The organism is Massilia aurea, from assembly GCF_014200505.1.
GTDB classification, from domain to species: domain Bacteria; phylum Pseudomonadota; class Gammaproteobacteria; order Burkholderiales; family Burkholderiaceae_D; genus Telluria; species Telluria aurea_B.
Genome location: NZ_JACHBX010000004.1, coordinates 170,855 through 193,480, shown reverse-complemented (window position 1 = coordinate 193,480; position 22,626 = coordinate 170,855). Strand labels below are relative to the sequence as shown.

Here is a 22,626-nt window from a genome sequence, read left to right as displayed (position 1 = left end):
GTGGTTGATCAGAGCACGACGACCAGGTCGATTTTGAGTCCCGGGATCCCGTCCGGCGCATACACCGCCAGCACGCCTGCCTCGAGTGCCTTGTCGTACAAGGGATTCTTGGTGGACAGCGAAAAATAGTAGGTGTTGGGCCGCACCGGGATCGCCGGGGGCACTTGCGGCATGTGCGCGATCGGTATGCCTGGCAATGCTGACCCGATAATACTTTCCATATTCTCGGGCGCAGCGACCTTGAGCCGGATCGGCACCGTCGCTACCAGGTCAAGGCCCGCCATATCGGCAGTGATCGCCAGATAAAGCTGGCTTTGTTTCGTGACCTTGGCCGGATCCAGGATCGCCTGCGAGAAGGTGCGCCGGCTCTTGTCGGCCACAAATGGAATGATGAGATAGTTGGTGCCGATCGCCGTGTCGACCAGTTCGCGCAGCAACGCGTCGAGCTCGGCGAATGCCTCGCCCATTGCCTCGTGGCGGTAGGCGGGCAGGTCGGCCGTCTTGTAGCGATCGGAAAACGTCATCAGTCCGCCCGCGGCGGCAAGCATTTGCCGGAACATCACCTCGGGATGAAACCCGGGCGATCTGGCGCAGTGCATCAACAGCGCATTGGCCGTGCTCAGGATGTTGAGCATCCACCACGACGAGATATCGCCCGCACCGGCTTCGTACATGCTGTTGTTCGTCATGCGGTGCGTGCGCTGGAGCGATTCGATCTTCGTCGTGATCACACTGCAGAGGCCATCGAGCATGCGCACCAGGCCTGGCGCTGCGCTCACCGTGACGCTCGGCGCAATGAACTCCGGCACCAGCTCGAAGCCCCCTTCCGCTACCCGCCGCAGCCGCACCACCGGGATGCTGGCACGCGCCCCATGCGGCTCGGCCTGCAGCAACAGCCGCACCTGCTTTTTAAGGAACGGCACCTCGATCGCCAGTGCATCACTGAACAGGTCAGTGGTGTCCAGGTCGCAGCGCACGTAGCGGCTGTTGTCGTCGGCATTGCCCCCATGCGGCTTGACCAGGGCCAGGGCTGCGTAGAACGTGAATGATTCTTCCTCTGGCGGCAGGCGCGTGAGATCGACCGGCTCGGGCAGCAGGTCGGCGCCGGGCGCTTCGACGATGTCTCCGTCGGGATAAATGAGCGACATCGTGTTCGCGCTCAGGCGGTTGTGTCCCAATCCGTCCACATTCCACGTCACCTTGCACACCCCCCAACAGTACGGATTGAGGGCCGAAGCGATGCGCTGGAGGCGCGTTTCGTGATAGAGATCCTGACGCTGAAAGTGCTGCGGCCCCAGCGTCAAGCCTTCCGACCACAGGACCTTCGATGTTGCGCTCATGGTTCCTCCCATTGAAGTTTCGCTGGACACATTCTCGGAAGGATGGCGTTGCGCCTGAAGCGCGATATTGATTTCGCGCAGCCAGGGATCGTATCAATCAACCGGTGCATTCCCTTGTGACGGCGCAACATTGCTGAGATTCACGATCCGACAATGGCTGCCGTGGGTGTTGTCCCGCTTTGACGAGAGGAACGCGATGCGCGGCTTTACTTCGGGTCTGTTCGACCGCCTGGACGACACGGGTGAACCTGCATCGGGTAACCGGGGCGATGCCCGTGTGCGCGCTGTCGAGCATGCGCTGCGCAGTGTCACGCGCGATCTGCAGGCGTTGCTCAATACCCGCTGCGGCGTGCACCAGGCGTCGTTCAGCCCGCTCCCGGCGGTAGCGGGTTCCATCCTGAACTATGGTCTGATCGACTTCGCCGGTATGTGCATGAACAGCGATACGGACCGGCAGGAAATCTGCAAGGCCGTTCAGCTGGCCATCCAGCGCCATGAACCCCGGCTGCACAAGGTCCTCGTGTCACTGCGGGGCGCCAAGAGCGCCAGGGGCACCATCAACCGCGTGGAATTCATGATCACTGCGCAGCTGAAACATGCGTCGATGCCCGAGGCGATGTCGTTCAATGCGGTATTTCGCCCCTCGCTCCAGCAGTATTCGATCGAAGGTGCCAACTAGAGGGCGCAAGCGCTGATCCCATGGACGAATTGTTGACAAAGTACGAGCGCGAACTCGTCATTCTCAGGTCGCTGTGCAGGGAATATGCCCAGCGCTATCCCAAGGTTGCAGCCAGGCTGCAAATGGGTGGCGATACCTGCGACGATCCGCATGTCGAACGCCTGATCCAGAGCACGGCCCTGCTCAGCGCGCGCGTGTCGAAGCGACTGGACGATTCGTATCCCGAATTCACTGAAGCCCTGCTCAACCTGCTCTATCCCCACTACCTGCGCCCGTTTCCGTCGTGCGCAATCGTGCGCGTTTCCAGCACACTCGATCGCCCGGATGCGATCCCCGCCATGCCGCGCGGGACGTTGCTGGAATCGAAGTCAGTACACGGCGTGGCATGCCGCTTCAAGACCATCCACGACATCAAGCCGTCGCCTGTCGCACTGCGCACTGCAAGTTTCGAGACCGTCATTCAGGCGCCGGTCGCAACACGCCTGCCGGACGACGTCACATCGTCGCTGACGCTGACATTCCGCGCTGCCGGATGGGGCCAGCTGCCAGCGCCGGATGCGGCGACCGTGCTGCGCGTGTATGCCGATGGCGATGCCTCGTTCTGCGCCACGCTGCGCGATGCCCTCTTCATGCACACGGTGGCAGCGTATGTGCAGCTTGACGAGGACGGCCTGTGGGAACGGTTACCTTGCATACCGATCGCACCGGCTGGATTTGCCCCTGACGACGCCCTGATTCCGTTCGACGCCCGTTCGCATGGGGCTTACCGCATTCTTGCCGAATATTTTGCCTTCCCCGAGAAGTTCAATTTTTTCGACATCGATATTGCCTTGCTGCTGGCACGTGTACCTGCCGGCTGCGCCAGTGTCACGTTACGCCTGGGCCTTGCCGGCATCCGGCCCGACGCCGACAAGGCGCGCATGCTTGCCGGCCTGTCAACACAGCATCTAGTGCAAGGTTGCACGCCCGTCGTCAATCTGTTCCAGCAGCCTGGCGTGCCGATCACGTACGACCAGCGCGCGGCCGACTATACCCTTCTGGCGCACGCCAATTTTCCGCAGGCATATGAGGTGTATTCGGTCGATGCGGTGCACCTGGTGCGTCAGAACGGCAACGACACCTCGATCACGGCATTCCAGCCGTTCTATGCGCTTCGGCACGGTGCAGAATACGCCAGCCAGCAAGGACGCTACTGGTTCCTGCGGCACGACGAGACGCTGGCCTTGTGCAGTCCGGGCCATGAAAAATCGATCACGCTCGTCGGCGCCGATTGCGACCCGTTCGAGATCGAACGAAATATCCTGTCGGTTGAACTGAGCTGCACCAACCGCGATCTGCCCTGCTCACTGGCCATCGGTGCGCCTGAAGGCGACCTGTTCATCTCCGGCGCAACAGGCAACGCAGCGATCCGCATGGTGCGCAGGCCAACCCGCCCTGCGCGCTTGACGAATGACGCAGGCATGCACTGGCGCCTGATCTCGCACCTGGCCCTGAACCATCACTCCCTGATGGACGACGGCGTGCACGGCCTGCGCGAAATGCTGTCCCTGTACGACCTGGCCTCGTCGTCCGTCTCGCGGCGGCAAATCCGCGGCATCATCGCGCTCGACCAGCAGGACACCACGGCCTGGATCAGGCACAGGAACGGCACATCGCTGGTGCATGGCCTGGAAGTGCGCATCACGCTCGACGAAGAAGCGTATGCCGGCGCCGGCCTGCACCTGTTCGTCCAGGTGTTGCACCTGTTCTTTGCGCTGTATGTTCACCTGAACAGCTTCGTCGAACTCGTCGCCCTCTCGCATCAAAGCGGAAAGGAGCTGATCCGATGCGCGCCACGAAGCGGAAGCATGAGCCTGCTGTAATGGCCTTGCTCCTGGCTGAACCATACCGGTTCAGCTTCACCCAACTGGTCAGCATCCTGCTACGCGCGCTGCAACGCCATGGCATCGGCCGCGAACGCGCCTTGCGCACCGTGCTCTCGTTTCGCAACAGTCTGTCGCTGTCGTTTCCTGCCAGCGAAGTCGAAGCGCTCGACGTCGAGCCGGCAACACAGGATCCACTTGGTGCGCTGCGCTCGGGAACGCTACGCCGCGTCCGGATCACGCCTGCATTCATCGGCCTGCTCGGCGCCAGTGGCACCCTGCCGGTACACGATACCGAACGGATTGCAGCGCGCAAGTCGCTTGGGGACGATGCCAGCCAGCGCGAACTGCTCGATGTCATGTCGACCCGGTTGATCGGCCTGTTTTATGAGGCATCGGTCAAGTACCGGGTCGAACACGACCTGGCCATCGGCGACGGGGACCGGTTGCTGCCGATGATGACTGCCTTGGCAGGCACGTGCCCGCCACGGGCCGCAAGCGCCGGGCAACCCGTCAGGCACGTCAGACCGGACACTGCAGCCTGTTTCGCCGGGCTGCTGCGCACCCGCCCGGTGGCGGCCGGCACAGTCGAACAGGTGTTGAGCAGCTATTTCGACGTGCCGGTCAGACTCGAACAATTCGTTGGCTGCTGGGATCCGGTTCCCGAAAACCGGCGTAGCACATTGGGCGTCACCAGGCCCGTGCTCGGCATCAGTACGGCACTGGGCACGCGCCTGTGGCGGCATGACATCTGTGCGCGTCTGCATGTCGGGCCACTGGACGAAGCGCAAGCACGCAGTTTTCTTCCCGGCGGCACGGCGCTGGCGGCACTGCGGGAAATGACAAGGATGTTTGCGGTGCCGACCTTGCACTACGAACTACGGTTGCTGCTTGCACCGCCTGCCATCAAGCCGCTCACGCTGAGCACGAAGACGCCGTCGCGTCAGCTTGGATGGAATACGTTTCTTACCGCGACACCAGGCGTCACGGATCGTCCCGACGTCCGGTTGATGCTGCAGACCCCGATGACTCGAAAAAGAGACAGACAGGAACACGGTGACGTGGCTTAAAAAACGGCGTTGATGCCAGTCAATTGAGGCTACGTGACGGCGGGCTAACGTGGTCGCTGACCATGTCGATTATTTCAACTGCGGCCGTGCAGCGGCCATCGGGAGCAACGCAATGGGCGAGAGCCAGACCATCGCAGCCGGCGCCGCACTATCGGCATTTCGCGGCAACTCGCAGCACAACCGGCTGATGCGACTGGACTTTCCTTTCGAGGATGGGCCGCCCGCGATTTTGCTGCCAAACAAGCTGGTCGCGCGCGAAGAAATCTCGCGCGGATTCCGGTTCGAGGTCGACGTCCTGTCGGACGACCCGCGCATCCCGCTCAAGATGCTGATGGGCCGGCTGGTCACGATTTCGCTGGTGCGCCAGGACGGTTCGCTGCGTTACTTTAACGGGTACATCACGCAACTGTCGTTCTTGCGTGCCGATGGCGGCTTTGCCTTTTACCGGATGGTGCTCGAGCCCTGGCTTGCCTTCGCGCGCCTGCGCAAGGACAACGTGTCGTTCCATGGCAAGAGTGTGCAGCAGATCACCGAAGAAACGCTCAAGCACTACCGCCAGGCCGACTGGCACATGCATGTGTTTGAAGAAGATCCGCCACTGACCGTTGCCAATCAATATAACGAGACCGACTACAACCACCTGCACCGCCGTTGGGAAGCGCGGGGCATGCATTACTGGTACGAACACCGCTTCGACGGTCACAAGCTCATGCTCTCCGACAAGAGCTTCCATAACGAGCCGATCGACGCCACCAGCTATGACGACGTGGACGTCATCGCGTTTCACGACAAGAGCGGTTCGCTCGAAGATGACGGCATTCACCTGTGGAGTGCGAGCCGGCGCCTCGGCTCCGGCACGACCACACTGGCCAGCGTCGACTACAAGAATCCCGGCGCACAGCACGCCACAGGCTATTCAGCCAACCGGCAAGGCGACATATTCGCTTACGAAGTGTACGAAGACAGCGGCGCCTACGGCTTTCGCATGCGCAGCGATGGCGAACGGCTCGCAACGCAGCGCATGGTGGAGCAGGACAAGGATACGCAGACGTTCGATGCCACCAGCAATGCCCGCAGCGTCCAGCCCGGGCGTACCTTCAAACTCGGCGGACATTTCAGCGCCGAGCCGCGCTCGATGGACTACGACCCCGAACCGCGCCGCAGCATCGGTGACCGCAGCTACCTGATCCTGTCTGTAGAACACGAAGCGACCAACAACTATCAGGCCGGCGCAGGCGCCCCGTCGCACTACGAGAACCGGTTCACCTGCATCAACAGGGACATCCGCTGGCGGCCGGGCCGCGACTTCAACAGCGAGCCAGGCGCCTACATGGGCTTGCACACGGCGACGGTCGTCGGTCCGGCTGGCGCTGACATCCACACCGATGGTTTCGGCCGGGTCAAGCTGCAATTTCACTGGGACCGGCTGGGCCAGCACGACGAAAACAGCTCGCCATGGATTCGGGTGCTGAGCCCGGCCGCAGGCAAGGAGTTCGGCCATATCCGCCTGCCGCGCGTTGGCGAAGAAGTCGCCGTTGTCTATCCGAACGGGACTATCGACCATCCACTGATACTGGGCGCGCTGTACAACGGCACGCACATGCCGCCATGGGCGCTGCCGGCGCAATCGGCCCTGGCAGGCTTGCGCAGCCGCGAACTCGGCGGTGGTGCACGCGGCAATCACCTGGTGCTGGATGACACGAAGGAGATGATCCAGGCACAGCTGAAAAGCGATCACCAGTGCAGTCAGCTTTCGCTCGGGCATATCACGCGGATCGAGGACAACGCCGGGCGCAAGGATGCGCGCGGGGAAGGCTGGGAACTGCGTACGGACGGGCATGGCGTCGCACGGGCAGCCAAGGGGCTGTTGATCACGACCGAGGCGAGGCAGGCGGCGCGTGGGGCGATCAAGGATATGGATGAGACGGTTAAACGGCTCGACGCCGCCCACAAACTGCACGATGCGCAAGCGACAGCAGCAATGGAAGGGATGGCGCAGGAAAGCGGCCAACAGGACATCATTGCTGATGCACTCGGGGCACAGAATGACGTAGTGCGCGGCGCTGGTAAAGAATTTCCGGAGCTTGCCCAACCTCACCTTGTACTGGCCAGCCCGGCGGGCATCGAGACGACCACGGCGCAATCAACCCACATTGCCAGTGCCCAGCACACGGCGATGACCGCTGGTCGCAGTGTGTCGATCGCAACTGGCGAGAGCCTGTTTGCAAGCATCAGGCAGACGCTGCGCCTGTTCGTTCACAAGGCCGGCATGAAGTTGATTGCAGCATCCGGAAAAATCACGGTCCAGGCGCATGACGACGACATTCAGGTCATCGCCAACAAGGTCCTGTCGCTGATCAGCCAGTCCGATTGGGTCGACATCAAGGGACGAAAAGGCGTGCGCCTTCACGGCACCGAATGCATGGTTGAAATCACCGACCGCTTGCAGATTTTTGCGCCCAAGCCGGCACTGTTTCACGGCAACCTCGAAACGCTCCCTCCACAAAACCGTCCGCATCCGTCAACGGAGCACAAGATCAATATTGCAGAGCCGACAACGCCGGAAGACCCCAAGCAGCTCGTCTTTACTTTGCTGACGCATTCCAAAAATGGCCGTCCATTTGCCAATGTTCCTTACTCGCTCCTGAAAAACGGGACGAAAGTCGAAGATGGCATCACTGACGATCTCGGCCAGATCGCCGTCGAGCACAAGACGGGAACCAGGGACTATCAGGTTGAACTTCCGAACGGCGAGATCTATGACCTTTCTGCGCTGCCCGAATTCGCGCCGCCTCAGGCACCGGAGTATCTGGAACAGTCGCTTTCCAATAAGGGCGCACGGGCGCTCGATGGCTCGACTGACAGCCGCAAGCATCTCTGACGACCAACACAACCGTTTCCAAAAGGACGCCATATGCCCGATCCGATCAAGCGTGCTGAAAAAGTTTTTATTGATGAGCTAAGTTGCCAGGCGACGAGCACAGTGCAGTGGTTTCTGGAGAAGCGCAGCAAGACCCACCCCATCACCCACAACAACCAATTAGAAGTGTTTGTATGTGGTGAAACAGCGTTTATCGATATCGCAGCGCACATCAAGGCTGCAAAAAAATCAATCGATATCTGTTGCTGGGGGTTCGACCCAGGTATGGAATTGGTACGTAATTCAGGGACATGGCCGCGTGGTGAAACATATGGTGATTTACTGATTGCGGCAGGCAAAAGGCACGTGAGCGTCCGTCTGCTGGTCTGGTACAGCAAGCTTGGCAGCCCGCTTGCCATGAACATGCCCGGATATTCGCATGGTACACATCCGTGGCGCTGTATCACCGGCGGTAACGAAGCTGACAGGATCGGGGCGCCTCGAAGCCTTGCTTTGGCTAAAGAAGCTTTCAGAAAACCCAAATTCACACTGTTTGCATCGGGCTCACCGCTGCGAGGCATGGGCACACCGCGGCCCGCCAACCCGGATTCGATACCATCCATCGCGCGGGAAGAATACTGTCATGGCTGGTACGAGGCGGCGTTCTCGGGCCTTTTCCAGGGGATCAAAATCCTCACCCGCCCCGGAGACGCAGCTGCGATAAAGGCGAACTTGGTCGATGAAAAATATCAACCTGATGGCCTCGACAAATGGGAGGTCGAGCGGCATGGCATGGTGTAGGTTGGCACCCACCACCAGAAAACAATTCTCATCGATTACGACTTCAATGCTGGCGCCGAAGCAGTAGGCTATGTGAAAGGCCTGAACTCGGTCACAGACTACTGGGATACCGAAGAGCATCTTCTGGAGAATCCGAAACGCGAGGCCAGTGGTGCACGCGAAGTCACTGAAGCAGTTCAGGTTGATGCAGGTGCCAAGGCAGATGCCGGCTTCAAGACTTTCAAACCATATCGAGACTATGCGTGTCGCATCAAAGGTGGTGCACTTGCCAGCGTGCAAGCGAACTTCATCCGCGCCTGGGACCGGGCTGGCGGCGATACGCGCTTTGATCACACCGAGATACCCTCTGCCCTGCAGCGCGAGGGTGCGCCAGGCGCAAATTCATCAGTCCAGATCATTCGCACCCAGCCCGATGAAAAGGACAAAACCGCCAAGGAAATGTACTTTGTCGCCACCGACGTGGCCGCAGCAGCGACCGGTTATCTCTACATCGAAAACCAGTACTTCCAATATCAGGAATGGTCGGAACGTTTGATACAGGCGCGCAAGAACGTCATGGCACGGTGGAAGGCCGCCGCAGCCAAGGGCTGCAGGACCAAGGGCGACATGCCACTACTGCACGTATTCGTCGTTATCCCCGTTCCAGAACGTGCCCAGATGGTCCCAAGAACCTATGACGCGCTTGCCGTGCTTGGCCAGCAGAGCGGCATGACTGGGCAGTCGACATTCATCGAGCAGGAGAACAAGAAAACGTACACGGGCGTGATGTGCGACGAGATGGGGAACTCGACCGGTGCCCTGTACACGAAGCCGGCGGTTGTGGAATTCGCAAATGACATCGACAAGCCGAGCGTTGATGCGCTAGAAAAGAAATACGGTCTGAAGGTAGCGGTGGCGATGTTGCAAACATCTGCGCTGGACAAAGGCCGCATGCGTTATCGCGAAATCTATATTCACTCAAAACTGCTGCTGGTGGATGACAGCTTTTTCAGTCTGGGCAGTGCTAATTTAAATCAACGCAGTATGGCGGTTGACAGTGAGATTAATTTGGCTACGAATGATGCGAACAAGGCGGCTAATTTGCGGCAAAAAATTTGGGGGAAATTAAGTGGCGGAACGGTTAAAGGGAAAAGTGGTTCACCAAGTGACATTGCCAAGGCATTCTTTGACTGGATGGAGATCATGAAACAAAACGTCATACGAAAAGAAGGTTCAGAAAGCCTGAATGGGTTCCTGCTACCTCTCCGAGACAACCGTAGCGCCACGCAACGTTTGGGCTAACTGTGAGGACGCATTTACTTCGCAAGCTGTTTTTCATTCTGCTGACAGCGATCTTATTGTTTTGCTCTTTCAGGGGATACAGCGTGGTACATGATCAATACAAAACTAGCCATGATTTTCCGCGCAATGAAGAGCTACCTCTTTTTAATCCACACAGATCCAATTTCAAGTGCGAGATAGAAACGACCAAAGTTCCGCCTGTTGATGCACAGGCCGAAAAATGGTTCTTAGAAGCGCAGGCACTGGACGACCCCGATACTTGGGAAGAGGACCGAAACTACAAAAAAATTGTTCAGTTAACACGTCAGGCTGCGGAGCGGCACCACTGGAAAGCTATGCTCAACTTGGCTAGTCTCTATCTTGAGCATCGCGATCCACCGCATGGAGAGATGGACGCGCTTGCGTTGGTCGAACAGGCGATGCGACTCGGTATCCCCGCCGCCTACGACCGGATGGGTACTTATTACATGAACAATGTTGGTGTAAATCAGGATTCAACTAAAGCCCACGCATTCTGGCAAAAGGCAGCAGAGATGGGTAATCCACAGGCAATGGCCTATCTCGGCAATATGACCTCGGCAACATGGGATAGCCCAATCGATGGATTCTGGGCCAACATCCCGGTTGCGACCAAGATGCTGGAGTGTGCGTTGCTTCAAGGCTATGGCCCTGCTGCATATAAATTAGCAAACCTTCGAGGGAAACCACGTGCACCAAACGGTAAAATCTCAGGGCCACGAACAGCTGAGACTAAAGCGCTAGCACTAACGACTTTGCACAGCGGAGTGAGGCTCGGCTGCTCTGATTGCGCGCGAAGTCTGTCCGTCGAGTTCCGCAACCCACACGACTTAGCCGATATGTTCGTTCCGCATCTCGATCAAGCCCGGTCCGAGCGCTATGCTGTACTTCACAATGCTCTCGAGCTGAATCCCTTGCTGCGTTTTCCCAACCTCGATAAGGTGCTTCCCTTACCGCCTTCACCGCTGTCGCCCTGGGATGGCGACAAACGAACCCTCATTGATGCCGCGAAAGGCGTGACAAGTCCACCCTCGGAGCTAAAATCAAGCGCTGCCTCTCAACGGCAAGGCCGGTACTACCTTGATGCCACATATGATTTGATCCAGAGCGAAGACAAGGCAAGGGGAACCGAAGCGCCATTTGCAGGATACTGGCAAGCCACCGCGCCATCCGAGTCGGCGCAGGTGCAGACTTGGCTCAAAGACATTCCGCCAGGCCTGTATCAGCCGGGAGAGGCGTTCGACCTGCCGCGATATCCGCAAGGAATGGGGAGCAGAGCCATCCCGGAGATAACGTGGCAGCGTTTCCTCACAGTTCGCCACGACAATGTCGTAGTCAACCCAGTCGCCGCTACCGGCATGACGCGCGAAGTCATACGCACACAACCGCAACGGTCCTGCAATGCGCTCAAAACGTGTCCGGTCACTGGTACCTGGCAACCTTGGCTTTCAACAGAACACCCACTTCATCAAGTCGTCAACCAACCGTGGCGCCAGGCCTGGGTGGTCGCCGAGGAACCGTTTCCGCAGTTTGTAGATGGCAGCTACCTTCCCTTCGATCCGGATGAATTGACATGGCATCTGATGGATAGCGCTGCACCAAACCTGGGTTGACCGGGAAAAGCTCCCACCTCTCAATGAGACATCGAGCTGCCAATGACATTACCTCTGCTTCGCAAGATCGCATACGGCCTGCTGACGGTGGTTTTCCTGGTCTGCTCTTTTAACGCGATAAGCATTGTACGAGACCAATACAAGGCGACCCAAGCCCTGCCCCGCAACGAAAAACTGCCCCTCTTTAATCCGCACCGCTCTAGCTTCACTTGCCAGATTGAAGCGACCAAGGTGCCGCCCATCGATGCACAAGCCGAGTTATGGTTCCAGGAAGCCAAGTCGCTGGACGATCCAGATGTATGGGAAGAAGACCGGGACTATAAGAAAATCGTCCATTTGACACGCCAGGCAGCAGAACGGCTCCATTGGAAAGCGATGCTCAACTTAGCCAGCCTTTATTTGGAAAATAAAGATCCACCTCACGGCGAATCCGAAGCGCTGCTTCTGGTCGAGCAAGCGATGCAGCTTGGCGTTCCCGCCGCCTATGATCGCATGGGGACCTTTTACATGAATGGCACCGGGGTTTCCAGAGACATTACCAAAGCCCATGCATTCTGGCAAAAGGCAGCTGAATTGGGAAATCCGCCAGCGATGGCCTATCTCGGAGACATGATATCTGCCACATGGGATAGCCCAAACGATGGATTCTGGGCCAATATTCCTATTGCAACCAAAATGCTGGATTGCGCGCTGCTTCAAGGTTATGGCCCGGCTGCTCTTACTCTTGCCCGGCTTCGAGGATCACCTCGTGCAACAGACGGTAAAATTTCGGGCGAGCAAACATCCGAAGACAAAGCGTTAGCCCTGCTGATTTTGCAAAAGGGTGTGAAATTTGGCTGCAATGATTGCGCGAGAAGGCTGTCAGTTCAGTTCGGGAATCCACATGACTTGGCCGATATGCTAGTTCCGCATCTCGATCAAGCCCGATCCGAGCGCTATGCCGTACTTCACGACGCCCTTGATCTCAATCCACTGATGCGCTTTCCTAACCTTGACAAGGTGCTTCCACTACCGCCTTTACCGCTGTCGCCATGGGATGGCGACAAACGAACGCTCATCGATGCCGCGAAAGGCGTGACAAATCGACCTTCCGAGCTAAAATCAAGCGCTGCCTCTCGACGGCAAGGCCGGTACTACCTTGATGCCACATATGATTTGATCCCGAGCGAAGACAAGGCAAGGGGAACCGAAGCGCCATTCGCAGGATACTGGCAAGCCACCGCGCCATCCGAGTCAGCCCAGGTGCAGACTTGGCTCAAAGACATTCCGCCAGGCCTGTATCAGCCGGGAGAGGCGTTCGACCTGCCGCGATATCCGCAAGGAATGGGAAGCAGAGCCATCCCGGAGCTAACGTGGCAGCGTTTCCTCACAGTCCGCCACGATAATGGCGTCGTCAACCCAGTCGCCGCTACCGGCATGACGCGCGAAGTCACACGCACACAACCGCAACGGTCCTGCAATGCGCTCAAGACGTGTTCGGTCACTGGCACTTGGCAACCTTGGCTTTCAACGGAACACCCACTGCATCAAGTCGTCAACCAACCGTGGCGCCAGGCCTGGGTGGTCGCCGAGCAACCGTTTCCGCAGTTTGTAGATGGCAGATACCTTCCCTTCGATCCGGATGAGCTGACATGGAATTTGATGGACAGCGCTGTACCGAACCTGGGTTGACCGGGAAAGCTTCCACCTCTCAACGAGACATCGAGCTGCCAATGACATTACCTCTGCTTCGCAAGATCGCATACGGCCTGCTGACTGTGGTTTTCCTGATCTGCTCTTTTAACGCGATAAGCATCGTACGACACCAATACAAGGCGACCCAAGCCCTCCCCCGCAACGAGAAGCTGCGCCTCTTCAATCCGCACCGCCCTAGCTTCACTTGCCAGATCGAAGCAACCAAAGTGCCGCCCATCGATGCACAGGCCGAATTATGGTTCCAGGAAGCCAAGTCACTCGACGATCCTGATGCATGGGAAGAGGACCGCGACTACAAAAGAATTGTCCAGTTGACGCGTCAATCTGCGGAACGTCATCACTGGAAAGCGATGCTCAACTTGGCCAGCCTTTATCTCGAAAATCGTGATCCACCTCGTGGCGAAGCGGAAGCGCTCGCTCTAGTCGAGCAGGCGATGCAGCTCGGCATTCCTGCAGCCTATGATCGAATGGGAACTTTTTACTTGAATAGTGTTGGCGTGGCTGGTGACGCTAGCAAGGCATATGCATTTTGGCAAAAGGCGGCTGAAATGGGTAATCCGCATGCGATGGCTTATCTCGGCGACATGATGGCAGCAACATGGGATAGTCCTATCGAGGGCTTCTGGGCAAACATTCCGGTTGCGACGAAGATGTTGGAATGCTCGCTTTCTCAGGGACATGGTCCTGCTGCTTATAGTTTGTTCTATATTCAAGCATGGCCACGTGCAAGTGACGGAAAGATTCTAGGACCGAGAACATTTAATACCAAGACTTTAGCACTCAAGACCCTACATACCGGGGTGAAGTTCGGTTGCTCCGATTGCGCGCGAGATCTGTCCGTAGAATTTCGAAAGCCGGATGACTTGGGCGACATGCTCGTTCCGCATCTCGATCAAGCCCGATCCGAGCGCTATGCCGTACTTCACGACGCCCTTGATCTTAATCCACTGCTGCGCTTTCCTAACCTTGACAAGGTGCTTCCATTACCGCCCGCACCGCTCTTGCCGTGGAATGGCGACAAACAAACGCTCATCGATGCCGCGAAAGGCGTGACAAGTCGACCATCGGAAATAAAATCAAGCGCTGCCTCTCAACGGCAAGGCCGGCACTACCTTGATGCCACATTTGATTTGATCCAGAGCGAAGACAAGGCAAAATGAACCGAAGCGTCATTCGCAGGAAATCAACCGGGAGAAGCGTTCGACCTACCGCGATGTCCGCAACGAATGAGGAGCAGAGCCATCCACTCGCTCTTTCGAGGAAGTGACCGCCATGTTGCAAGACCTTGCCCAACCGCGGCGGCACTGGGCAAAAACCCGATTCCAGATTCTCACTTTGCACACCATAAGGAGCAGTCATGAAGCACATGGGCCGCGGTGTCATTCGCCTGAACGATATGACCGATCATGGCGGAAAGGTCATCGCCGTATCTTCAGGAACCATTGTCATGGGAGTCGAGGCGGCGCTGTCCGCCGACATGACTTTTTGCCCAAAATGCAAAGGTAATTTCGCGATCAAACCTGACGGCAGCGGCGCGCAGCACAAAGGCAAACCATATGCATACGATGGTGACTCAACAGCGTGCGGCGCTCATTTGATAGCGTCCATAAAATAGGCGCATTGGCAGTCAACAAAAGCTGAAGACGTTTATTTGCCAGCACTGAAAGTGCATCGATGCGCGCAAGGACTGGATGTAAGGCCGTCGATCCTGCGCTGCCCTGAACAACATTCAACTTAAGACAGCAACATCAACAAATACGCCAACAAGAAGCTGGGGCAGAAATCTACTCGCCTTGATATTGGGCGGCCTTGATAATCTTCATCTGCCGCAGTCTGGCCAGCACCTTGCCCACCCCATCATCAACCGAAGCCGCAGCACTATCAACAACCACCTCAGCCGCCTCCGGCGCCTCATACGGCGATGAAATCCCCGTAAACTCCGCCAGCTGCCCTGCCCGCGCACGCCGGTACAACCCTTTCGGATCGCGCGCCTCGCACACCGCCAGCGGGCAGCGGCAATAGACCTCGATGAACTGCGGCGCCGGCACCAGCGCGCGCACGCGGGCGCGGTCTGCGCGCATGGGCGAAATGGCCGAGACGATCACGATCTGGCCGGCCTGACAGAACAGGTGCGCCACTTCGCCGATGCGGCGAATGTTTTCAGCACGTTCAGGGAGGGAAAAACCGAGATCGGCGCACAGCCCATTGCGGACCTTGTCACCATCGAGCGCGAATACCTGGCAGCCCAGGTCGAACAGCGTGCGTTGCAGTGCGTCGGCCAGCGTGGTCTTGCCGGCGCCGGACAGGCCGGTGATCCAGACCACGGCGCCGCCGTGGCCGGCCCGCTGGCGCCGTTCCTCGTCGCGAATGGACAGGGACGGCGCCAGGGGTGTCATCGCAGTTAGACGACGATGGTTTGCGCGTCGCCGTCGGCGCGGGCGCGGATTTCGCCGATGCGGTAGACGGTTTCGCCAGCCGCTTCGAGCTGGGCGAAGGCAGCGTCGGCGTTCTCTTTCGAGACGATGACGGTCATGCCGATGCCGCAGTTGAACACGCGGTGCATTTCGGCGTCAGCCACGCCGCCGTGCTGCTGCAGCCACTGGAACAGCGGTGGCATCGTCCACGACGAAGCATCCAGCACGGCCGTCAGGTGATCCTGCAGCACGCGCGGGATGTTCTCGACCAGGCCGCCGCCGGTGATGTGGACCAGGCCCTTGACTTCCATCGACGCCATCAGCGCCAGCAGCGGCTTGACGTACAGGCGGGTTGGCGCCATCAGCACGTCGGCCAGCTTGCGGCCGTGGAAGTCGCCGTCGAGGTCAGGCTTGGCGACTTCGATGATCTTGCGCACCAGCGAGTAGCCGTTGGAGTGGATGCCCGACGAGGCCAGGCCCAGCACCACGTCGCCCGGCACGATCTTGCTGCCGTCGATGATCTCCGATTTTTCGACAGCGCCGACGGCGAAGCCGGCCAGGTCGTATTCGCCGTCCGGGTACATGCCCGGCATTTCGGCGGTTTCGCCGCCCAGCAGCGCGCAGCCCGACTGTTCACAGCCCAGGGCGATGCCCTTGACCACAGCGGTGGCGGTGGCCACATCCAGCTTGCCGCAGGCGAAGTAGTCGAGGAAGAACAGCGGCTCGGCGCCCTGGACCAGGATGTCGTTGACGCTCATGGCCACCAGGTCGATGCCGACGGTGTCGTGGCGGTTCAGCTCGAACGCGAGGCGCAGCTTGGTGCCCACGCCGTCGGTGCCCGAGACCAGGACCGGCTCCTTGAACTTCTTGCTGATTTCGAACAGACCGCCGAAGCCGCCGATGCCGCCCAGTACGCCCTCACGCATGGTGCGCTTGGCAAGTGGCTTGATCGCTTCGACCAGCGCGTCGCCGGCATCGATATCAACACCCGCATCGCGGTAGGAGAGAGAAACATTAGATGGTTGGTTCATGGTATTTGGCAGCGGAGGCGGTAAAATAGGAGGCGACCGGCGAAACTGGTCAATCCACTATTTTAGCAAAACGGCTTCCCCTGTATTCCTTTTATGGGCCGATCGGCGCCGTTTAACGTACATAACAACGAAAACTTATCCTTACTGGCATGCCCATTCCTCCATCTTCCGGCATGAATCGGCCCTCGCGATGAAACAGCTGGTGCTCGATTTAGGCGCCGAACCGGCCCAGAGCCTCGACACCTTCCAGGTCGGGGCCAATGCCGAGCTGACGCACCTGATGCACCTGTTCGCCGAGCGCAGCTCGCGCGAGCATTTCGCCTATCTGTGGGGCGACACCGGCGCCGGCAAGACCCACCTGCTGCAGGGCCTGGCCGCCAGCCCGGGCGCGCGCTACATCCCGTTCGATGCGCCGGCCAGCCAGTTCGTGCATGCCGCCGGCACCACGCTGTACCTGCTCGACGACTGCCATCGCCTCAGTGCCCGGCGCCAGATCGACGCGTTTGCCCTGTTCAACCAGATCCGCGAGCACGGCGCCTACATGGTCTGTACCGGGCCCGTGCCGCCGGCGGTGCTGCAGGTGCGCGAAGACCTGCGCACGCGCATGGGCTGGGGCCTGGTGTACCAGATCCACGGCCTGTCCGACGACCAGAAGATCGAAGCGCTGACGCACGCCGCCGAGGCGCGCGGTTTGACGCTGTCGGCCAGCGTGTTACCCTATTTGTTGTCTCATTTCAAACGCGACATGCGTTCCCTATCGACGATGCTCGATGCGCTTGACCAGTATTCGCTTGAAACCCAGCGGCCGGTCACGCTGCCGCTGCTGCGCGACCTGCTGTTGCAAGAAAACCTGCCGCTCGAATCCAAAGAATGAAAAACCTCGCCCTGTTTGACCTCGACCACACGCTGCTGCCGATCGACTCCGATCACGAGTGGGGCGAATTTCTGGCGCGGGTCGGCGCGGTCGATGGCGACGCCTACCGCGCCCGCAACGACGCCTTCTTCGCCCAGTACAATGCCGGTGTCCTCGATCCAGTCGAGTACCTCGAATTCGCACTTGGCACCCTGGCGGCGTTTCCGCGCGCGGAACTCGACGCATTGTATGCGCGCTATATGCGCGAAGTGATCGAGCCGGCCATCACGCCGCAGGCCCTCCAGCTCGTGCGCGATCACCAGGCAGCCGGCGATCTGGTGGCGATCATCACCGCCACCAACCACTTCATCACGGCGCCGATTGCCGCGGCCTTCGGCGTCGAGCACCACATCGCCGCGATGCCCGAATTCGACGCGGCCGGCATGCTCACCGGGCGCCTGGCCGGCACGCCAACATCGGGCCCCGGCAAGGTCGTTCACATGCACGCCTGGCTCGAACGCCTGGGGCAGCCATTCGACAGCTTCGGGCGCAGCTACTTCTACAGCGATTCGCACAACGACATCCCGCTGCTGTCGATCGTGTCTCACCCGGTCGCCACCAATCCCGGCAAGGCGCTCGCAAGCCACGCGCGCGAACAGGGCTGGCCAACCATCCAACTATTCAATGATTAAAACCTTCATCCGTAAAATCCTGGGTGTGAAAGACCAGCGCGACCCGACCGAGCCGGTCATCCTCGGCCCCGACGAACACGGGATCGACCCGCGCAGCGTGTCGTCCAACGCGATCCGCGTAACGCAGGCGCTGCAGGAAGCCGGCTACCAGGCCTTCGTCGTCGGCGGCGCCGTGCGCGACATGCTGCTGGGCGTCAAACCCAAGGACTTCGACATCGCCACCGACGCCACGCCCGAACAGGTGAAAAAACTGTTCCGGCGCGCCTTCATCATCGGCCGGCGCTTCCAGATCGTGCACGTGATGTTCGGCCAGGACCTGCTCGAAGTGACCACCTTCCGCGGCAACGGCAGCGACAACGCGCCGAAGGACGAACATGGCCGCGTCCTGCGCGACAACAGCTTCGGCCCGCAGCACGAAGACGCGGCGCGCCGCGACTTCACCATCAATGCCCTGTACTACGACCCGGCCAGCCAGCAGGTACTCGATTACCACGGCGGCATGGAAGACATCCGCAACAAGCTGCTGCGCATCATCGGCGTGCCTGAAGAACGCTACCGCGAAGACCCGGTGCGCATGCTGCGCGTCGTGCGCTTCGCGGCCAAGCTGGGCTTCTCGATCGAGCAGGCCACGCTGGCGCCGATTCCCGTCATGGCGCCGCTGATCGACAATGTGCCCGCCGCGCGCGTGTTTGACGAGATGCTCAAGCTGCTCATGTCGGGCCACGCGCTGGCATGCCTGCAGCAACTGCGCTCGGCCGGCCTGCACCACGGCCTGCTGCCGCTGCTCGACGTTGTGCTCGAGCAGCCGATCGGCATGAAGTTCGTGACGCTGGCGCTCGAATCCACCGACAACCGCATCAAGGCCGGCAAGGGCGTCTCGCCGGGCTTCCTGTTTGCCTCGCTGCTGTGGCACCAGGTGCTCGAAAAGTGGACGGCCTATGTCGCCGGCGGCGAGTCGCCGATCCCTGCCCTGCACCTGGCGGCCGACGACGTGCTCGAAACGCAAACCGAGAACCTTGCCCTGCAGCGCCGCATCGCCACCGACATGCGCGACATCTGGGCCATGCAGCCGCGCTTCGAGCGCCGCGCCGGCCGCGCGCCGTACAAGCTGCTCGAACACCCGCGCTTCCGCGCCGGCTACGACTTCCTGCTGCTGCGCTGCGAATCGGGTGAACTCGACATGGAGATCGGCGACTGGTGGACCGATTTCTACGCCGCCGAAGGTGGTGACCGCGAGCGCCTGGTCGAAGTGGCTGTCTCGCGAGAGCGCGAAGGTGGCCCGGCCAAGAAGCGCCGGCCACGGCGCGCGCCACGCAAGAGCGGCGGCGAAGGCGATGTCGGCGGCGCCGTACGCGGCCCGGACCCTGACGACGGCCTGACCGCTGAAGACCGGGCCCGCGACGCTGCCTACGCGGCGCACGAAGAAGCCAAGTACCGGGCGATGCGCGGCAAATGATCGCCTATATCGGCATCGGTGCGAACCTGGGCGACGCGCGTGGCAATGTGCTCGACGCGCTCGCGCGCCTGGCGCGCATGGACGGCGGCATGCTGCTGCACACGTCCAGCATGTACCGCACTGCCCCGATCGACTCGAGCGGCGACGATTACATCAACGCCGTGGCGTGCCTGGATACCTCGCTTGGCGCGCACGAACTGCTGGCGGCGATGCAAGCCATCGAACAGGCCCATGGCCGCGAGCGCCCGTACCACAACGCCCCGCGCACGCTCGACCTCGACCTGCTGCTGTACGGCGACGAGATGATCGCCACTGACAGCTTGACTGTGCCGCATCCGCGCATGCACGAACGTGCATTCGTGATCGCGCCGCTGCTGGAAATCGCACCGGACATCGTCATTCCCGGCCACGGCGCCGCGCGCGACTTCGCGCAACTGGTGGCCGGCCAGACGATCGCCAAACTCGACTGACACCCGTGCGACAGTCACGGCGTACCGGTTGCGGCCTTGCCACCACGGCGCCCACTTTAACGAAGTACCAGGAGCTTTTGTGACGCTGCTGCATACACTGACCCATCCCGGCGTTTCGCTCGAAGGCACCATATTCGAACGGCAGGCCGTGCGCGCCATCATCCTGCGCGGCCGCGACATTCTGCTGCTCTATACCCGTCGTTACGATGACTACAGCTTCCCGGGCGGGGGACTGGATGCGGGCGAAGACCCGATCGACGGCCTGCGCCGCGAACTGCAGGAAGAAACGGGCGCCGCCAACGTCGCTGTCGAAAGTTATGTTGGCTATCTGGACGAACATCGCCCGCCGCTGAAAAGTGGCTACGACGTGCTGTTCATGCGCTCGCACTTCTATCTGTGCCGCGTTGACGGCGAATTGGGCGCGACCTCGCCCGAAGCGTACGAGGTGGCCAACGGCATGGTGCCGCGCTGGATCGATATCGACGCCGCCATCGAACACAATGAGCGGATACTCGGTACAAAGCCGGCGCACATGGGGCTGTCGATTGCGCGTGAAACGTGGATGCTCAGGTACGCGCTGGACATGCTGGCGGCAGGCGCTGCTGTGGGCGGACAATAAAGCTCGACACTAGCCTTGCTATGAGGCGAAAGATGTCGACATGCTGGGTATGCCGATAAAGTTTGACATGGCCTGCTGGTTCCTTCGCCCTATTCGGCCGGTGGCTTTCGACCAAAGCAGATCTCACATAAGCACTGCCGCCGATGAGTATTTCTAACGGTTTGTAAATATCATTCGCACAGCTGCAAACAGCTTGATGGATGCCAGCGGCCAAAAAAGAATCGCTGCGGTCGTAATCATCAGTTCTAGACCGAGCAAATGCTCTGAGCCGGGAACATAGCAGTCGCCATCCTGTGGACAGCCGATTGCTGCGCGATACCCCCGCCAATACGATATTAGAACGAAAGGGAAATACCCAACCGCAGCCCAGTAAACAACAAGTAGGACACCTAGGAATTTTTTATTTGGCTCTGTACTCATCAATTCCCCCTCTTGGCAGGATGCCGCTGTCAGACCAGCATAGCAGGTTGCCAGATTGGAAAACTAGCAGTGGCCGCGACAGGCAGCAACCGACCTGAAGCGGACGTCAGATCCAGATAGCAGGTAACTACCAACGTGCATATTCAGATCAGCCACACGTGATGCGTCCAGTAGTGCGTTCGCTAAGCTGCCCAATGCGCTCATTTAGGCGACCTAGCTCGTCAGGATTGTTCTCCGACGCCGCAATATTAGCCAAGATAGCTAGCTGCGCAGTTCTCAAAGCATCGCTTGCACAGACGCTGATATCGGGCATCACGCCAACGCCTTCCCAATTTGTTTTCGTTACCGGGCTGATTGTGCGGCCTAGTGGCACAAAGAGTGAAAAGTTTGGCAGCAGCCGCTTGTTATCACCCTGATTAGCGCCGCCTCCGGTGGTCTCACCGACGACAGTCGCACGCTTGAGGTTCTTGAGTGCGTAGGTGAAGTCCTCTGCTGCTGAGAAAGTGTCCTTGCTAGTCAGGATATAGACCGGCTTCGTCCCGCCATAGCGCAGGCCGGGGACGACATCGGCAGTCCACCGCTGTTCAGTGCGGTTGCCCTCGCGGTAGTAGAAGTCGTTTAGCTGGGTGCGCTTGTCAAACATATAGCTGGCCAACAGGAGTCCTGCGGCTCCATCGCCTCCACGGTTATTGCGCAGGTCGATAACAAGCGCGTCCGTATGGGCGACAAGCGTCATTGCGGCGGCCAGCGTCTCGGCCATCTCCTTTGCGCGCGCGAAGCGCGCAAGTTCCAAATACCCGATATTGAAGGGTAACCGTTCGATTTTATCTATGCCAAAATTGTTCGACCTCATCATCGCGAGGTAACTGGCGGCTTCCTCGGGCGATCGCTCGTCAGAAGACTTCCTGCCGGCTATCACCGCCTCGCTGTACATCACGCGCAGGTGCCGGTCTTTAGTGGCAGCCTGCAATGCATCGGACAGCACTTCGGACAGTTGCTGTGCGCTAGCAATAGCGTCATAGAATCCGCGCTTTTGCTGATGGCGTAACGATGTTTCGACCTTTTTCGCCATGTCGGGAAAGACGTAGCTGTTGTTGACTTCCTTAATCACGGCGTCTATCAACTGCTGACGGCTCGCGGCGTTCATCTGCATGTCACGCTGGTTAGAAACCCCAGCCGATTGCGCGAAAGCAGGCGAACAAGCGATAGCTGCGACAATAGCGGCGGTACCAATAGAACGCAATATTTTCATTTCTTCCCTTAAAACCTCGATCGGTTTATGTTGTCTGAACAGAAAGGTCGTGTCACTTCTTCAATATCTGGGAAGATTGCTGGTTTTCAATAGTGGCCTACTTACTGTAGAGGTAACGCACCCGATGCGCCGGACCGTCACGACGTCTGCTTTTGGCCAAACCCGCCCTATCGGTCCAGCATACTAGGTTGACAACATGA

The 22,626-nt window shown here is 59.4% G+C and carries 19 protein-coding genes; 15 read left to right on the top strand and 4 right to left on the bottom strand.

The features are described from left to right. Window positions 1–8 precede the first annotated feature (8 nt). On the bottom strand, window positions 9–1,340 hold the full coding sequence (gene tssK / locus HD842_RS17955; RefSeq protein WP_183556125.1) for a type VI secretion system baseplate subunit TssK: 1,332 nt from the start codon (window positions 1,338–1,340) through the stop codon (window positions 9–11). A 196-nt stretch (window positions 1,341–1,536) separates the two neighbouring features. On the opposite strand from tssK, the gene tssE reads away from it, so the two are divergent. From tssE to HD842_RS17910, 10 genes are all read left to right on the top strand, one after another. After that, window positions 1,537–2,019, top strand: coding sequence for a type VI secretion system baseplate subunit TssE (tssE, locus tag HD842_RS17950; protein WP_183556124.1), 483 nt, complete (start codon window positions 1,537–1,539; stop codon window positions 2,017–2,019). Window positions 2,020–2,039: 20 nt separating this feature from the next. After that, entirely contained in the window at window positions 2,040–3,881 is a 1,842-nt protein-coding gene (tssF, locus tag HD842_RS17945) for a type VI secretion system baseplate subunit TssF (RefSeq protein WP_183556123.1), read from the top strand. Beyond that, entirely contained in the window at window positions 3,881–4,951 is a 1,071-nt protein-coding gene (tssG, locus tag HD842_RS17940) for a type VI secretion system baseplate subunit TssG (protein ID WP_183556122.1), read from the top strand. Before tssF ends, tssG begins: the two co-directional genes overlap by 1 nt. A gap of 112 nt (window positions 4,952–5,063) precedes the next feature. Beyond that, entirely contained in the window at window positions 5,064–7,832 is a 2,769-nt protein-coding gene (locus HD842_RS17935) for a type VI secretion system Vgr family protein (protein WP_183556121.1), read from the top strand. A gap of 33 nt (window positions 7,833–7,865) precedes the next feature. Then, the gene (locus tag HD842_RS24160; protein WP_229424821.1) at window positions 7,866–8,612 is read left to right on the top strand and encodes a hypothetical protein; all 747 of its coding nucleotides are present in this window, start codon (window positions 7,866–7,868) and stop codon (window positions 8,610–8,612) included. A 72-nt stretch (window positions 8,613–8,684) separates the two neighbouring features. Next, window positions 8,685–9,893, top strand: a complete 1,209-nt coding sequence (locus HD842_RS24155; RefSeq protein ID WP_370660849.1) for a phospholipase D-like domain-containing protein — start codon at window positions 8,685–8,687, stop codon at window positions 9,891–9,893. 83 nt (window positions 9,894–9,976) lie between these two features. Then, complete coding sequence (locus HD842_RS24150; RefSeq protein WP_183556120.1) at window positions 9,977–11,524, top strand: tetratricopeptide repeat protein; 1,548 nt, start codon at window positions 9,977–9,979, stop codon at window positions 11,522–11,524. A gap of 42 nt (window positions 11,525–11,566) precedes the next feature. After that, the gene (locus HD842_RS17920; protein ID WP_183556119.1) at window positions 11,567–13,195 is read left to right on the top strand and encodes a tetratricopeptide repeat protein; all 1,629 of its coding nucleotides are present in this window, start codon (window positions 11,567–11,569) and stop codon (window positions 13,193–13,195) included. Between the two features lie 41 nt (window positions 13,196–13,236). Further along, window positions 13,237–14,379, top strand: a complete 1,143-nt coding sequence (locus HD842_RS17915) for a tetratricopeptide repeat protein (protein ID WP_183556118.1) — start codon at window positions 13,237–13,239, stop codon at window positions 14,377–14,379. Between the two features lie 197 nt (window positions 14,380–14,576). Beyond that, window positions 14,577–14,834, top strand: a complete 258-nt coding sequence (locus HD842_RS17910; protein WP_183556117.1) for a PAAR domain-containing protein — start codon at window positions 14,577–14,579, stop codon at window positions 14,832–14,834. Between the two features lie 169 nt (window positions 14,835–15,003). On the opposite strand, the gene cysC is transcribed toward HD842_RS17910, so the two are convergent. Beyond that, window positions 15,004–15,615 (bottom strand): adenylyl-sulfate kinase, encoded by a 612-nt coding sequence (gene cysC / locus HD842_RS17905; RefSeq protein ID WP_183556116.1) that lies wholly within the window; start codon window positions 15,613–15,615, stop codon window positions 15,004–15,006. 5 nt (window positions 15,616–15,620) lie between these two features. Continuing rightward, on the bottom strand, window positions 15,621–16,664 hold the full coding sequence (gene purM / locus HD842_RS17900) for a phosphoribosylformylglycinamidine cyclo-ligase (RefSeq protein WP_183556115.1): 1,044 nt from the start codon (window positions 16,662–16,664) through the stop codon (window positions 15,621–15,623). Between the two features lie 190 nt (window positions 16,665–16,854). Here purM and hda point away from each other — a divergent pair, with 190 nt between their 5' ends. From hda to HD842_RS17875, 5 genes are all read left to right on the top strand, one after another. Beyond that, entirely contained in the window at window positions 16,855–17,538 is a 684-nt protein-coding gene (gene hda, locus HD842_RS17895; RefSeq protein WP_183556114.1) for a DnaA regulatory inactivator Hda, read from the top strand. Further along, on the top strand, window positions 17,535–18,209 hold the full coding sequence (locus HD842_RS17890; protein WP_183556113.1) for an HAD family hydrolase: 675 nt from the start codon (window positions 17,535–17,537) through the stop codon (window positions 18,207–18,209). Before hda ends, HD842_RS17890 begins: the two co-directional genes overlap by 4 nt. Beyond that, window positions 18,202–19,665: a polynucleotide adenylyltransferase PcnB gene (gene pcnB / locus HD842_RS17885; protein ID WP_183556112.1), complete on the top strand. Its 1,464-nt coding sequence runs from the start codon at window positions 18,202–18,204 to the stop codon at window positions 19,663–19,665. The genes HD842_RS17890 and pcnB overlap by 8 nt, the downstream gene beginning before the upstream one ends. After that, window positions 19,662–20,135: a 2-amino-4-hydroxy-6-hydroxymethyldihydropteridine diphosphokinase gene (folK, locus tag HD842_RS17880; RefSeq protein WP_183556111.1), complete on the top strand. Its 474-nt coding sequence runs from the start codon at window positions 19,662–19,664 to the stop codon at window positions 20,133–20,135. The genes pcnB and folK overlap by 4 nt, the downstream gene beginning before the upstream one ends. A 79-nt stretch (window positions 20,136–20,214) precedes the next feature. After that, window positions 20,215–20,754: an NUDIX hydrolase gene (locus HD842_RS17875; RefSeq protein WP_183556110.1), complete on the top strand. Its 540-nt coding sequence runs from the start codon at window positions 20,215–20,217 to the stop codon at window positions 20,752–20,754. A gap of 568 nt (window positions 20,755–21,322) precedes the next feature. On the opposite strand, the gene HD842_RS17870 is transcribed toward HD842_RS17875, so the two are convergent. After that, complete coding sequence (locus HD842_RS17870) at window positions 21,323–22,426, bottom strand: S41 family peptidase (RefSeq protein ID WP_183556109.1); 1,104 nt, start codon at window positions 22,424–22,426, stop codon at window positions 21,323–21,325. Between the last annotated feature and the right edge of the window lie 200 nt (window positions 22,427–22,626).